This window comes from Curtobacterium sp. VKM Ac-1393 (genome assembly GCF_015350995.1).
In the GTDB taxonomy this organism is placed as follows: domain Bacteria; phylum Actinomycetota; class Actinomycetes; order Actinomycetales; family Microbacteriaceae; genus Curtobacterium.
Genome location: NZ_JADKRW010000003.1, coordinates 327,959 through 341,937, shown reverse-complemented (window position 1 = coordinate 341,937; position 13,979 = coordinate 327,959). Strand labels below are relative to the sequence as shown.

Genomic DNA, 13,979 nt, shown 5'->3' with positions numbered 1-13,979 from the left:
CCCTCCGCGAAAGCGACAGATCCCTGCGGAACGTTCCGCAGGGATCTGTCGCTTCCGCGTGACGGACGGGGCCTCGTGCGCACGGGGATCCGCCAGGTAGTCTTTCCGCGACGGATCGGAGGGGTGATGGCAGCGGGCAGGAGTGCGTCGGACACCGTCGGTGCCCTCGTCGCGACCCTCCCCCGATCCCCGAAGCTGCCCGACGTGGTCGACGGCGTCGGCCGGTTGATCGGCAAACCCACCCGCGTGGTCGACGTCGACGGCCCGAGCTGGGGCCCGCTGACCGCGCTCGTGTCGCAGTTCGAACACGAGAACCTCGTGCTCGTGCCGGCCGACGCCCCCGAGCTCTACCGGATGCACTGCGTCCTGCACGAGCTCGGCCACCTGGTGCACGGCGACGTCGGGTCGCCCACCACGGCCTCGATCGCCGAGTTCGCCTCGGGTGGGCACGTGTGCCGGCGGACCCTCGACGGGGACTCCGGCCTGGTGAGCATCTCGGACGACGACGAGCACTTCGCCGAGCGCTTCGCGTACGAACTGGCGACCGTGCTGCTCGCCGGCAGCGCGAGCGCGGACGAGCGGGCCTACGGCTGATGGCCGTCCTGCACGCCGCGGCCTTCTGGTGCGCGGCGCTGATCTTCCTCGCCCGCACGCCCCACGTGCTCCGGAACCCTCGTGGCCGCGCGGCCTGGGGCGCCACCGGGGTCGGCGCGCTCGGGCTGCTGACACTCGGCAGTGTCGTTCCGCAGACCGTGCTCGACGGTGCGCTCGGCGGGACGAACCTGATCAACCTCGTGCAGAACGTCTGCGCCACCGCGGCGTTCTGGCTGATGCTCCGTGCGAGCACCTCGGACCTGCCGAAGCGGCCCCTGCTCGCGAGCCCGGTGGCGCTGCTCGTGCTCGTCGTGGCGTTCGCCGTGCCGTTCTTCGCCGTCCCTGACCGCGGGGACACCGACTTCGCCTTCATCATCAACGGCATCGACGCGCCGGCGATGTGGCTGTACGGCTCGATCTACATGGTGGGCGTGGGGGCGATCGCCGCCGCCACCCTCCGGCACGGTGAACTGCGGAACCCGGTCGCGCTCGTGGTCTTCCGCGTCGGGCTCTCGCTCGTGGTCATCGCGAGCATCGACGAGTTGCTCTCGCTCACCGCCGACCACTTCGGGCTGTTCCCGGCCACGCTGCGCGACGGCCTCCGCCTGGGCTTCGACCCGCCGTTCTACCTGGGCATCGTGCTCATCGTCGTGGCGATGGCGTCCCTGACGTTCCGCCGGTGGTTGCGTGACCTGACGTGCCGTCGGCACCACCGGCTACTGCGGCGCATCGCCCGACGCCACGACCTGCACGCCGTCGAGCGGGACGGTGACGTGCAGGCGCGGACCTACGACCTCGTCATCGCGATCCGTGACGCCGAGGTGCAGGGCCGCACCCTCGACGACGCCGAACTCGTCCAGGTGCGGTCGGCCGAACTGACCCTGACCCGCAGTCTCGGAGGCTGATGCGATGACGATCGTCTGGTGGGCGCTCGGCGTGCTCGTGGTGCTGGCAGCGGTGTTCCTGCTCGTGCTGCGGAAGGTCGTCGGCAGGATCGTGCTGCCCGGCGGCGACCGGTGGACCCCGGTGCTCGGGACGACCGACGACTCGATCCGGCTCCCGATCACCGACGACACGGTGCGGCCGGGGGAGTACGGGCTGTGGCACGACGGCTCCGGGCACACGACGGTGGGGCCCGTGCTCGAGGTCGACGAGGCAGCCGGCACCGTCCGCCGCGCGCTGGTCCGGACGAGCGGCGACTTGTCCGCACGGGTGCGGTGGAGCGGGCACGTGCACCCGGACCCCGCGGCGATGGACGTCGACTGGGACGAGGTGTCACTGCCGACACCCGTGGGGCCGGCGCCGGCGTGGGTCATCCGGCCAGGAGCGGCCGGGGCCGGGGCCGCCGCGCCCGCCGGGGCCGCCGCGCCCGCCGCGGCCGGCGATGCCGCCACCACGTGGGCCGTCCACGTCCACGGCATCCGCACCACCCGCGTCACCGCGCTCCGGACCGTCCCCGCGGCGCTCGATGCCGGCTGGACCTCGATCGTGCCGTCCTTCCGCGGTGACGGCGAGGCACCGTGGGAGGGCCGCGCGTCGCACCTCGGCGCCCGCGAGTGGCCCGACGTCGAGGCCGCCCTCGACCACGCCGTCGCGAACGGGGCCGAACGGCTCGTCATCGTGGGGTGGTCGATGGGCGCCACGATCACCCACGAACTCCTCGCACGGTCAGCGCACCGCGACCGGTTCGTCGGACTGCTCCTGGTGTCACCGGCGCTCGACTGGGCGACGACCGTACGCTCCCAGGCTGGTCGCGCCGGGCTCCCCGGGTTCATCATCGGTGCCGCGCTCCGGGCGATGTCCCTGCCGATCGTGTGCCGTGTCGTCGGGCTCCGGTCACCGGTGGACGTCCGTGCGCTCTCGTGGTTGCACGCGCCGCGGAGCCTGCCGCCGACCCTGCTCATCCACTCGTCGGGGGACACCACCGTGCCCTTCGGCGTCAGCCAGCAGTTCGCCGCCGCGCACCCCGACACGGTGACGCTGGCGGTGAGCGAACCGGCCGAGCACGCCTGGGAGCGCAACGTCGACGCCGCCTGGTTCGACACCACGATCACCGCCTGGGCGAAGACGCTCTGACACACCGGGTCGGGGGAGTAGACAGGGCCATGGGCCAGCTCATCTACGACGGCCAGCCGCTCGATCTCCGCATCGACGACCGGGCCATGACACACCTGCAGATCGTGATCGTGAACATGCTCCGGCGCGACCACCGGTTCGCGTTCTCGTGGAAGGACGACGTCGTCCACGGTGACGGCCGCAGCACGATCTGGCTGAACCCGAACGTCGGCCTGCACTTCAAGTTCTCCGGCAGCAGGGTGCCCTCGATCAACCGCAGCTGGCTCGAGGACCTGTACGCCTCTGCCACCTCCGGGTCTGGGCTCGTCCTGACGCCGGAGCCGCCGGACACGAGCACCGGGGACGACTCGGCCTGGTCGCGTGCGGTGGCACCGGGCGACGCCGACGACGCATCGGGGACACCGAGCGGTAGCACGGCGGAGTAGTTCCGGTCAACGGGTAGCCATCAGTCCGTCATCGTCTTATTGTTTCTTCACCGCGGATCAGTGTCGTCCCTTCGGGCCGGCATCCAGGGAGCCGGTGACGGCAACGAACCGCGGCAGGAGGGGGACCCGAATGACCGTGCCGCAGTGCGCGCCCGGCGCCGACCAACCATCGGTGATCGAGCGGCGTGCACGACGGGAGTCCCGGATCAGGAGACTCGTCGTCCAGGAAACCGGGTCATCGCACCCGGGTCCTAGCGTCACGCCACTGGGCTCGTCGGTCAGGCCTCACTGACCGGCACCCTCCACAGGACGCCCCGGCAGTCGGATTCGGGTTCCGCTACCGGGGCGTCCTGCTGCCCGCACCAGGCGTGTGCTGCAGTCTCAGTAGACGTCGCGGACGTAGCGCTTCAACCGCCGCAGGTCGGCGAGGTACGACTGCGCGTCGTCCTCGTCGCGCCCGCGGCCGGTCCGGATGACGTCGAGCAGCGCGGCCTCGACGTCCTTCGCCATCCGCGAGGCATCGCCGCACACGTAGACGTGCCCGCCGTCCTCGAGCCACGCGAACAGCTCGGCGGACTGCTCGCGCATCCGGGTCTGCACGTAGACCTTCTCGGCCTGGTCGCGGGAGAACGCCAGGTCGAGCCGGTTCAGCACGCCCTGCTCCTGCAGTTCGGTGAGCTCGTCCCGGTACACGAAGTCCGTGTCGCGGTGCTGGTCGCCGAAGAACAGCCAGTTGCGCCCGGTCGCGCCCGCTGCGGCCCGCTCGTGCAGGAACCCGCGGAACGGTGCGATGCCGGTGCCCGGCCCGATCATGATCATCGGTGCGGCTGCATCCGACGGCACGCCGAACGCGGCGTTCGGCTGCAGGTACACGTCCACGGTGCCGTCGGGGTCGACCCGGTCGGCCAGGAACGTCGATGCGACGCCGGCGTGCATCCGGTGCGGGTCGCCGTACCGGACGGACGCGATCGTCAGGTGGATGCGGTCCGGGTGCGCCAGCGGGCTCGACGAGATCGAGTACTGGCGTGCCTGCAACGGCCGCAGGTTCGGCAGCAGCTCGTCGAGTCCGGGTGCGGCCGGACCGGCGTCGCGCAGCAGGTCGAGGACGTCGCGGCCCCAGAGCCAGCGGTCCAGTTCGTGCTTGTCCCCGTGCGACACGACCGCGGCGAGCTCGCTCGCCGGTGCGCGCTGCACGAGGTCGGCGATCAGGTCCTTCGACGGCGTCCGGATCTCGCGGTCGCTCCGCAGCACCTCGGTGATCGGTCGACCGTCGAACGACTCGCCACCGGTCGCGCCGACCTGCTCGAGCAGTTCGTCGACGAACACGGCGTCGTTGACGGGCACGACCGCCAGGGCGTCGCCGGCGGCGTACTCGATGCCGGAGTCGCCGAGGTCGAACTCGTAGTGCCGGATCTCCTTCGCGCTGCGCGGCGACGAGAGCAGCCGGTTCTCGACCAGACGCGACGGGTACGGGTTGCGCTTGTTCCACTGGGCACCGGGCCGGGAGGCACGGCTCGCGCCCGCCCCGCCGCTCGCGGACGCGGCGCCGGTTGCGCCCACCCCCGTGGTCGCGCCGGGCTGTGCACCCGCCTCGGCCGCCAGCCGGTCGAGCACGGCGGCGGTCCAGAGTGCGGCGGCGTCCTCGAAGTCGACGTCGCAGTCCACACGGTCGTGCACCCGGGTCGCGCCGAGCTGCTCGAAGCGGGTGTCGAGGAGCTTGCCGGCCTGGCAGAACTCGTCGTAGCTCGTGTCGCCGAGGCCGAGGACCGCGTACTGCAGCCCCTCGAGCCGTGGCACGGTGCTCGCCTGGATCGCGTCCCAGAACAGGCCGGCGTTGTCGGGCATCTCGCCCTCGCCGTACGTCGAGGTCACGATGAGCACGTGGGTCATCTCAGCGAGCTGCTCCGGCGTGACGGCGTCGAGCGCGGCGGCACGGCCGCCGAGCCCGCGGGCCTTCGCCCCGGCGACGAGCTCGTCGGCCAGGAACTCGGCGTTGCCGGTCTGGGTGCCGAACAGCACGTCGATGGTCGTCGTGGGGGCGGCGACGGACGCCTTCTTGCCGGCCGCGGCGATGCCCGCGATGAACCCGGCCAGCCAGGACTCCTGGGCCGCCGAGAACGGTGCGTCGACCGGGATCAGGGATCCGGTCGGGGGGAGCAGGCTCACGCGGACACCGCCTCGGTCGGCGCCTGCGGTGCGCGGCGGGCGATGTCCTCGAGCGCCGCGGTCGCGAGCAGCTCGTCGAAGCGGGCCTCGCGGACACGTCCGTCGTTCTTGGCGTTCTGGTGCATGATCCACCCCGTGGTGCCCGGTGCGTCCATGCTGCGGTTGTTCCGCTGCGTGAGCGCACGCTTGTAGTCGTCGAGTCGCTTGATCGCGATGAGCGTCGCGAGCTGGTCGTCGGCGAACCGGTCGAGCGTGCCGCGCAGGTACTTCACGACGCGCTGCTTGACCGAGAAGTCCTCGGTCAGGACGAGGTTCTTCACCGCTTCGGTGACGCGGGGGTCGTTCGCACCCGCACCGGGGACGCGCTCGAGCGCGACGTCCTGCGCGACGCCGAGCACCGTGTACGACGACAGCAGCGAGAACATGTCGCCGCTCTGGTCGCCGAGCGCGGGTGCACGGCCGTCGAGCACGGTCCGCTGGTCGCGGTAGTCCACCTTGAACGCACGGAGCTTGTCCGTGGCGATCGAGGTCGCGAGCTCGTCGAGCAGCTCGGTGCGGGACGCGGCCGCGAGGATCTCGCCGGCGTCCTGCGTGAGCAGCAGCGCACGCGGCATGCCGACGTACACGTGCTGCCGGGTGGTCTCCCACTCGGCGAGCAGGCGCTCGGCCAACGCCGAACCGGTCGCCTCGAGGTGCCACTCGAGCAGCAGGCGCGCGCCGGCCTCGTGGAACGCCCCGCGCTCGGTGTCGGTGACGGGGAACACGAGCAGCGAGTCGGTGCTGGCACGCTCGCCGACCCGGCCGGACGGGTCGTACTGGTACAGGAACCCGCCGGACATGCCGTTGCCGAGGCCCTTGCCGAACGCGCCGAGGTTGAACACGGCACCGCCGGTCATGTACTCGCAGCCGAAGTCGCCGACGCCCTCGACCACGGCGGTCGCGCCGGAGTTGCGCACGGCGAACCGGTCTCCGGCCTCGCCCTCGACGAACGTGCGTCCGCCGGTGGCGCCGAAGAGCGCGAAGTTGCCGATCAGCACGTTGCCGCCCTGGTCGGCGCTGCCGCCGCCGGGTGCACGGACGATGATCCGTCCGCCGCTCTGGCTCTTGCCGACGCCGTCGTTCGCGGTGCCGGTGTGCTCGAGGACGATGCCGTCGTTGTTGAACACGCCGTACGACTGCCCGGCGGAGCCCTGGGTGCGGATCGTGACCGCACCGTCGACCAGTCGGCGACGTCCGCGGTCGTCGGTCGCCACGGCCGGCAGGCCCCGGACGTCATCGGCGCCGAGCTCGTGGTTGAGCAGGCGCTCGACGTCGATGCCGAGCTGGCCGCCGACGGACTTGTCGCTGTTGCCGAGCAGGACGCCGTGCACGAGCACGTGCTCCTGCGCGTGGTCGACCAGTGCCGTGCGGATGCGCTCGAGCAGCGCGTCGTCGGTGTGGAAGTCCTTCTCCAGGTACTCCGGGTCCGTCACGACCTTCTCCGGCACCTGGGCGAGCAGCGCACGGGCGTCGAGACGACCGACGCTCGCCGGGTGGTCGAGGAGCTGCAGCAGGTCGGTGCGACCCCGGGCCTCGCGCAGGGAGCGCAGGCCGAGGCGGGCGAGGATCTGCCGGACGTCGTGCGCGATGTTGAGCAGGTACTGCGCGAGCGCACGCGGGTCGCCCTCGAACGCCTCGGCGTTCGTGGTGAGGCCGGCGGGGCACTTCACGTTGCAGTTCTTCGCCATGACGCAGCCGAGCATCATGAGCGCGGTCGTGCCGAACTCGAAGCTGTCGCCGCCGAGCAGCGCGCTCGTCACCACGTCGGACCCGGTCTGGTGCGCGCCCGAGCAACGGAGCGTGACCTTCGAGCGCAGGCCGTTCGCGACCAGGGCCTGGTGGACCTCGGCGACGCCGATCTCCGCCGAGCGGCCCGCGTACTTCAGGCTCGTGACGGCCGCGGCGCCGGTGCCGCCGGTGTTGCCCGCGACGTTGATGACGTCCGCGCCGGCCTTGGCGACGCCGACCGCGATGGTGCCGATGCCCTCGGAGGACACGAGCTTCACGATCACCCGGACGCGGGCGGCCTTGCAGTCGTGGATGAGCTGCGCCAGGTCCTCGATCGAGTACGTGTCGTGGTGCGGCGGCGGCGAGATGAGCTCGACGCCGGGCGTACCACCACGGGCCGCGGCGATGTCCACCGTGACCTTCGGCGCGGGCAGCTGGCCGCCCTCGCCGGGCTTCGCGCCCTGACCGATCTTGATCTCGAGTTCCTCGAGCATCGGGTCGGCGAGGTAGCCCGCCCAGATGCCGAAGCGACCCGAGGCGAACTGCTTGATCCGCGAGCCACGGATGGTGCCGTAGCGGGAGTGGTGCTCGCCGCCCTCACCGCTGTTCGACATGCCGCCGACCATGTTCGTGCCGTGTGCCACCGCTTCGTGCGCGGTGGCGACGAGGGCACCGTGGCTCATGGCGCCGGACGCCAGGGTCCTGGTGATCTCGTGCGCCGGCTGGACCTCGTCGAGGCCGACGCTGTCAGGGGCGCTCTCGAGCAGGGCGAGCAGCCCGACGGCCGCACCGGTGGCGCGGAGCGTCACCCGGGTGTCGTCGACGGCGTCGACGTCGACCTGGCCCGGGTACAGCAACGCGAGGCCGTCTGCCAGGGCCTGGTGGCGCAGTGCACCCGTGGTCCCCGTCGACGCGAGCTCCAGACGGAACCGCTCCGTGCCTCCCGGCAGGTCCTGTTCCGTCGACGGACGCGAGCCGGACAGGCCGCGCACCGTGACGCTGGAGTTGCCGCTGGTCGAGAAACGACCGAGCTCGCGGGCGAAGTCCTCGGCGGTGTCGATGCCGGTGACGTCCGCGGGCAGCGCGAGCACGTCGCGGAGCGCTGCGGGGCGGCGCGACCGCTCGTCGTGCGTGGTCTGCAGGAACGTGACGTAGCCGGGCGTGATGCGGTGCTGGTCGATCTCGGCGTCGCTGAGACGGTCGTACCCGGTGTTCCGGTACGCGGCGTCCGTGATGCCGAACGAGTCGTCGAGCTGGCCGAGCGTGAGCAGGCGCAGCGCATCCGAGTCGCCGGAACGCTCGAACGACGGACGCTCCTCGGTCATGCCGCCGAACCCGCGGACGCTCGCGACGCCGAACGAGTGGCCGGCACCGTCCGAACGCTCCTTGAACAGGCCGAGCAGGGGCACCTGGCCCTCGGCCGCGACCGAACGGGCACGCTCGTGCCAGTCCGTCGCCGCCTGGGCGATGCGGGCGAAGCCGACGCCGCCCACGGGGGCCTGCATGTGCGGGAAGATCCGGGCGAGCACGTCGTCGCCGGTGTCGAGGTAGTTCGGCTCGAAGAACGCGCCGCCGATGTAGCTCTCGGCGGTGCACAGGCCGACGCGGCCCATCGTCTTCGCCAGGGCCTTCTCGGCGGCCTTGCGGAACTGCTTGAGCGCGAGGTCCGTCGCGGTGAGCTCGCCAGCGGGGGCGGGCGCTGCGGGGTACTTCTCCTCCGCACGCAGGCGCGCGGACAGGCTGTACACAGCCGAGGCCCCGAAGCCGAGCGCCGTGGCCACGTGGTGTGACGATGGCAGCTGACCGCTCTCGGCGACCACGGACACCCGCAAGCGCAGACCGGTCTCGATGAGCCGCTGGTTGACCGCGGCCACCGCCAGGATCACGGGGAGGGGCGCATGGGTCGACGACACCGCACGGTCGGTCAGGACCGCGATCCCACCGCTGTGGGCCGCGAACGCCTCGATCGCGTCGCACAGGGCGGTCACGGCGTCGCGCATCGCGTCCGCGTTGGCCTGCTCGTCACCGAGCACCGGCACGTAGAGCATGTCGAATCGCTCGAGCGGCACGATGTCCTGGTCGCGCAGGCGCACCATGTCCAGGTGCCCGAGGATCGGCGACTGCACGACGAGCTGCCGGCCCGTCGTGCCGGTGCCGTCCGGCTTCGCACCGAGCGCCACGCGCATGCTCATGCCGTCGGCCTCGCGGATCGAGTCCAGCGGCGGGTTCGTCACCTGGGCGAAGCGCTGCGAGAAGTACTTCGCCATGCCGCCCTCGGTGTCGCTCAGGGCGTTGATGGCGTTGCCGTAGCCCATCGCCGAGATCCGCTCCGAGCCGTTCTGCAGCATCGGGTCGAGCATGAACCGGAAGCTCTCCTGGTTCAGCGAGTACGCCACGTACCGACCCGCCAGCGACAGGTCGCCCTCGTAGCCCAGGGTGTTCCTGGTGCGGTCGTACGCGGGCGCAGGCAGGTCGTCGAGGTTCACGCGGGCGGCGTCCAGCAGGGTGCCGTAGTCGCGTCGGGCGGCGAGCATCGACAGGACCTCGCCGGAACGCATCCGGGTGCCGGTGCGGTGGTCGACGACGAGCATGCCGCCGGCCTCGATGCGACCGCGGTGCACGACCTCGTCCGCGTCGAACGTGACCTGACCGGCCTCGGACGACACCATCAGGTACTCGGTGGTCTCGACGGTGCGCAGCGGGCGCAGTCCCAGGCGGTCCAGGCGTGCGCCGACGACGTCGCCGTCGCTGAAGATCACGGCGGCCGGGCCGTCGTTCTTCTCCTCGTACAGCGAGAAGTACTCGAGCATGTCCCGCACGTCGGCGGTCAGCGTGCGGTCGTTCTCCCACGCCGGCGGCATCAGCGACACGACGGCCTCGACGATCTCGAGCCCGTCGTCGAACACCCGGCTCTGCAGCGTCTGGTCGAGGCGGCTCGAGTCGGACTGCCCGGGCGGGCGGACGATGCTGCGGGTGCGGGCACGGGCGAGCGCCTCGTCGGACAACCGGTTCTTCCGGTCCGTGTTCAGTTCGCCGTTGTGCGCCATCAGCCGGAACGGCTGCGCCATCGTCGGGTGCGGCTCGGTGTTCGTCGAGAACCGGGTGTGGAAGTACAGCGTCCGCACCGAGTGGCGCGGGTCGCGCAGGTCCGTGAAGTACCCGATGACCTCGCCGGAGTTCAGCCGGCCCTTCAGGATCTGGGTCCGGGCGCTGAGCGACAGCGGGTACAGGGCAGCGTGCTGGGCGCGCTGCTCGGCGGCCTCGCCGTAGGACACCGACTCGATCGCGAGCAGGGCACGGTTCGCCGCCTGGTCCACCGCCTCGCGCTCCCAGTCCGAGGGTGCCCGGAAGACCCACTGCACGATCGGTAGCTGGTACTGCTCGGCCTCGGGCCGGGCGACGGAGTGGTCCACCGGCACGTCGCGGACGACGAGCAGCTCGAAGCCCTGCTGCTCGATGGCGTCCGTGACCGTCTGCTGCGCACGGGCGCGCTCGGCATCCGCCTCTGCACCGTCGCCGCTCGGTACGAAGCAGTTCGCGACGCCGAAGTGGCCCGCGCGGAGCTCGTGGCCCGTGATGGCGCTGAAGAACTCCACCGACAGGTCGATGCTCACGCCGGCGCCGTCACCGACACCCTCGGCGGACTTGCCGCCGCGGTGGGGGATGGCGCAGAGCGCTTCGTCGCCCTTGCGGATGACGTCGTGGTGGGGCGTGCCGTCGAGTCGGGTGATGAAGCCGACGCCGCAGTCGCTCGATTCGCGGGCAGGGTCGTAGAGACCGAAGGAGGTGGGGTTCACGTGTGCGAGTCCAGTGGGGCGTTGCCGGCAGCGGACGGCCAGGCTGCATCGATGGAGCGCTCGCCGCGGGCGGACCGGTGTTGGCAGTCGGGCCCTGTGGGGTGGTGGTGCGGTACGGCGATGCTACGGCTTGGTATACCGCGCACGCAACACCGTGCCGCGCGCGCCGTGCAACCCCGCACCGGGTGGGTGAACCGGCACGGTGTCAGGCGGCGCGCTCGCCCGTCCGGTCGCTGACCCCGATCGTCTCGGTGACCGCCGTGCTCGCGTCGGCGGCGGGTGTCGTCCCGGGGCGGATGAGCTCCGGGTGACGCCGGCCGCTGCGGAACACCCAGGCCTTGAACAGCACGAACCGCACGCACGTCGCGAACAGGTTCGCTGCCGTCAGCACGAGGATCTCCGTGCCGTGCGAGGCCCCCGGCGTCGTGCTGTGCAGCACCACGAGCGACCCCGACGTGATCGCCCAGGCGACGCCGAAGACCACCAACCCCTGCACGTGGTGCCGCCCGGCTCCGGCACGGCCCCGCACGCCGAAGGTGAACCGTCGGTTGAGGGCGGTGTTGCCGATGGCCGTCAGCAGCAGCGCGAGGAAGTCCGCGGTCTGCGCCCCGATCGCCGGCCGGAACAGTGCGTAGAGCACGGCGAACGCCACGGTGGAGAGCACCCCGATCGCGCCGAACCGCAGCAGCTGCCCGAAGAACCCGACGTGCGGCGGGGTGAAGGGCCGGCGGCCGATCGCCTCGTACACCGTGCCGATCGGCACCCGACCGGTGGCGATGCCCCGCGAGACGCGCCACATGCCCTTCAGGTCCTCGGTGGCGGTCGAGGCGATGTGCACCGACGAGTTGACGTCGTCGACCCAGTCCACCGGGACCTCGTGGATGCGCAGCCCAGCGTGCTCGGCCAGCACCAGCATCTCGGTGTCGAAGAACCACGCGTCGTCCTCGCAGAGCGGCAGCAGGTGGTCGGCCGCCCGCTTCGTGACGGCCTTGAACCCGCACTGCGCGTCGGAGAACGACACCCCCATCGTGGTCCGGAGCAGCAGGTTGTACGAGCGGGAGATGAACTCGCGCTTGCTGCCCCGCACCACCCGCGACGAATCCGCCAACCGCGTGCCGATCGCCAGGTCGGAGTGCCCGGAGAGCAGCGGGGCGACGAGCGGCTCGAGGGCCGCCAGGTCCGTCGACAGGTCCTCGTCGACGTACACGAGCACGGTCGCCGGGGACTCGGCCCACACCGCCTTGAGCGCCCGGCCCCGGCCCTTCTCGGGCAGGTGGACCGCGTGCACGCCCGGCAGCATCGCGGCGAGGTCGTCGGCGATGCGGGCAGTGTCGTCGGTCGAGGCGTTGTCCGCGATCGTGATCCGCCACGAGTGGTGCAGCGACGTCCGGCAGAACGTGTGCAGGCGTCGCACGTGGGCCGCGAGCGTGTCCTGTTCGTCGTAGCAGGGGACGACGATGTCGATGTCGAGGGTCTGGTTCGTCTCCGTCATGTCGCTCATGCTCGGCAGCGGGGCTACGGGGGCCGATGCAGTGCGCTGTGGCCCCGGTAAGAACGAACTCCACGTGAACGCGGCGGACACGACACCTGTCGTCCGGATACGGTCGACGGACGATGACGACCGAGCGCGACGATGCCCACCGATCACCGGTGCTGCTCCCGGGGGAGCGGCTCGGCCTGGCGCTCGACGAACGGTGCCCGGAGTTCGAGGAGCTCCTGCTCACACCGCCCCTGCACGGCATCCGACCCGATGGCCACGACTGGCTCCGGCGTCGCTACGCCGAGATCGTCCCGCTCGTGCTCCCCGCCGCGTTGCGGGCCGTCGAGCGCGGAGAACCCGTCGACGGTGACTGCCTGGCGCAGCTGCGCGCGGTGGCGGTCGCCAGTGCCGAGGACCCACGAGCCGATGTGTCGGTCGTGCTCCGCGGCGCACTGCCCGCGATCCGCGTCTTCGCACTCGTCATGCACACGGCCACCCGCGACCGCGCCGTCACCCTCGAGCACGCCGGCCGGACGATGCTCGCGATGAGCCGTGCCGCACTCGTCGCCCACGAACTCGGCTCGTGCTGGGCCGAGGCCTGGGCGCAGCAGCGTCGATCCGCGGGGGACACCGCGGCGGCGACCACGACGGGTGAGATCGACCTCGTCGCCCACGTACCCGGACTCGACGAGACCGAGGAGCAGATGCTGGCGCTCGCCGCGCAGGGGCTGTCGAACGACCAGATCGCCAAGGAGACCGCGTACAGCCGGCAGGCCGTCGCCTGGCACCTCGGTCGGCTCATGAGGTCGTGGTGCGCGCCGAACCGGACGGCGTTGGTGTCGGTCGGCTTCGTGCGGGGGTGGATCCGCTCACGGCGCGACGCGCGGTCGGTGGACAGCGCTCTGCGCCCGGCGATCGAGCCAGCAGTCGAGCGACCCACCACACGCGACGACGCCCCCTGAGACCGTGGTCCCCGGGGGCGTCGGACGCGGATCGGCCGATCAGCCGCCGTTCACGTGGATGACGTTGTCGATGCGCTCGATGTTGCCGAACACACCCCAGTTGAGGTAGCCGCCGTCTCCGTTGTTGGTGACCTTGCCGGGGCCCTTGAACCAGTAGATGACGTAGTTGCCGCCCTTGATGTCGATCGACTGGGCGTCGGCGACGTCACCCTCGACGGTGATGTCCTGGTTCTTGTTCACCACCGCGACGGTCAGGCGGTCGGGGTTGCCGGCGTTCCAGTACCCGACGTCGAGCGCAGCCTGGACAGCGCCGTTGCGGTCGCTCTGGTCGTTGACGGCGTCCTTGATCGCGTTGACGATCGCGACCGGGTCGAGGTTGACGTTGACGTTGCCGCCGACCGACGCCGAGGTGCTCGGTGCGGGCTCGGCGGCCTGTGCGGGTGCCGCGACGAACGCCCCGGCGATGACGGCGCCGCCGAGGGCGGTGCCGGCGAGGAGCTTGACGGACTTGCGCTTGAACGAGTTCATGATCGTGTTCCCATCTCTGCGGTGGTGACCCGTGTGGGTCGTCCAGCTCGGACAGGACCCAGCCTGCGTCGCCGACCGCCTAGTTGCACGCGTCCGGCCCGGACGTTGGACGATCGTCTGACGATCCGGACTATTGCGCCGGGCGCGTGCCATCCTCCGGCCCCCGGCCCCATCGAGTGAGCAG

9 protein-coding genes are annotated in these 13,979 nt (G+C 71.4%); 5 read left to right on the top strand and 4 right to left on the bottom strand.

What is annotated here, in order from left to right; all coding sequences use genetic code 11:
* Window positions 1-126 precede the first annotated feature (126 nt).
* The 4 genes from ITJ59_RS08745 to ITJ59_RS08730 are packed head-to-tail and all read left to right on the top strand — an operon-like array spanning window position 127 to window position 3,095.
* Entirely contained in the window at window positions 127-594 is a 468-nt protein-coding gene (locus tag ITJ59_RS08745) for a hypothetical protein (RefSeq protein ID WP_194650712.1), read from the top strand.
* Window positions 594-1,499, top strand: coding sequence for a hypothetical protein (locus ITJ59_RS08740; protein WP_194650711.1), 906 nt, complete (start codon window positions 594-596; stop codon window positions 1,497-1,499). Before ITJ59_RS08745 ends, ITJ59_RS08740 begins: the two co-directional genes overlap by 1 nt.
* A 4-nt stretch (window positions 1,500-1,503) precedes the next feature.
* Window positions 1,504-2,670, top strand: a complete 1,167-nt coding sequence (locus ITJ59_RS08735; RefSeq protein WP_194650710.1) for an alpha/beta hydrolase family protein — start codon at window positions 1,504-1,506, stop codon at window positions 2,668-2,670.
* Window positions 2,671-2,699: 29 nt separating this feature from the next.
* Complete coding sequence (locus ITJ59_RS08730) at window positions 2,700-3,095, top strand: ATP-dependent DNA ligase (protein ID WP_194650709.1); 396 nt, start codon at window positions 2,700-2,702, stop codon at window positions 3,093-3,095.
* Window positions 3,096-3,476: 381 nt separating this feature from the next.
* On the opposite strand, the gene ITJ59_RS08725 is transcribed toward ITJ59_RS08730, so the two are convergent.
* The 3 genes from ITJ59_RS08725 to ITJ59_RS08715 all read right to left on the bottom strand — a co-directional run bounded on the left by ITJ59_RS08725 (window position 3,477) and on the right by ITJ59_RS08715 (window position 12,326).
* Complete coding sequence (locus tag ITJ59_RS08725; protein ID WP_194650708.1) at window positions 3,477-5,261, bottom strand: sulfite reductase subunit alpha; 1,785 nt, start codon at window positions 5,259-5,261, stop codon at window positions 3,477-3,479.
* Window positions 5,258-10,825: a glutamate synthase-related protein gene (locus ITJ59_RS08720; protein WP_194650707.1), complete on the bottom strand. Its 5,568-nt coding sequence runs from the start codon at window positions 10,823-10,825 to the stop codon at window positions 5,258-5,260. The genes ITJ59_RS08725 and ITJ59_RS08720 overlap by 4 nt, the downstream gene beginning before the upstream one ends.
* Before the next feature lie 205 nt (window positions 10,826-11,030).
* A complete protein-coding gene (locus tag ITJ59_RS08715; protein ID WP_194650706.1) occupies window positions 11,031-12,326 on the bottom strand; it encodes a bifunctional glycosyltransferase family 2/GtrA family protein in 1,296 nt (431 codons plus the stop codon).
* A 113-nt stretch (window positions 12,327-12,439) separates the two neighbouring features.
* Here ITJ59_RS08715 and ITJ59_RS08710 point away from each other — a divergent pair, with 113 nt between their 5' ends.
* Window positions 12,440-13,267, top strand: coding sequence for a helix-turn-helix transcriptional regulator (locus tag ITJ59_RS08710; RefSeq protein WP_194650705.1), 828 nt, complete (start codon window positions 12,440-12,442; stop codon window positions 13,265-13,267).
* 39 nt (window positions 13,268-13,306) lie between these two features.
* Here the strand turns inward: ITJ59_RS08710 and ITJ59_RS08705 are convergent, their stop codons facing one another.
* Window positions 13,307-13,795: a hypothetical protein gene (locus tag ITJ59_RS08705; protein ID WP_194650704.1), complete on the bottom strand. Its 489-nt coding sequence runs from the start codon at window positions 13,793-13,795 to the stop codon at window positions 13,307-13,309.
* Window positions 13,796-13,979 lie beyond the last annotated feature (184 nt).

Excerpts from the sequence above, each read along its gene's own strand:
- ITJ59_RS08745 (WP_194650712.1), top strand. The coding sequence starts at position 127 with ATGGCAGCGGGCAGGAGTGCGTCGGACACCGTCGGTGCCCTCGTCGCG.
- ITJ59_RS08740 (WP_194650711.1), top strand. The coding sequence starts at position 594 with ATGGCCGTCCTGCACGCCGCGGCCTTCTGGTGCGCGGCGCTGATCTTC.
- ITJ59_RS08735 (WP_194650710.1), top strand. The coding sequence starts at position 1,504 with ATGACGATCGTCTGGTGGGCGCTCGGCGTGCTCGTGGTGCTGGCAGCG.
- ITJ59_RS08730 (WP_194650709.1), top strand. The coding sequence starts at position 2,700 with ATGGGCCAGCTCATCTACGACGGCCAGCCGCTCGATCTCCGCATCGAC.
- ITJ59_RS08715 (WP_194650706.1), bottom strand. The coding sequence starts at position 12,326 with ATGAGCGACATGACGGAGACGAACCAGACCCTCGACATCGACATCGTC.
- ITJ59_RS08710 (WP_194650705.1), top strand. The coding sequence starts at position 12,440 with ATGACGACCGAGCGCGACGATGCCCACCGATCACCGGTGCTGCTCCCG.
- ITJ59_RS08705 (WP_194650704.1), bottom strand. The coding sequence starts at position 13,795 with ATGAACTCGTTCAAGCGCAAGTCCGTCAAGCTCCTCGCCGGCACCGCC.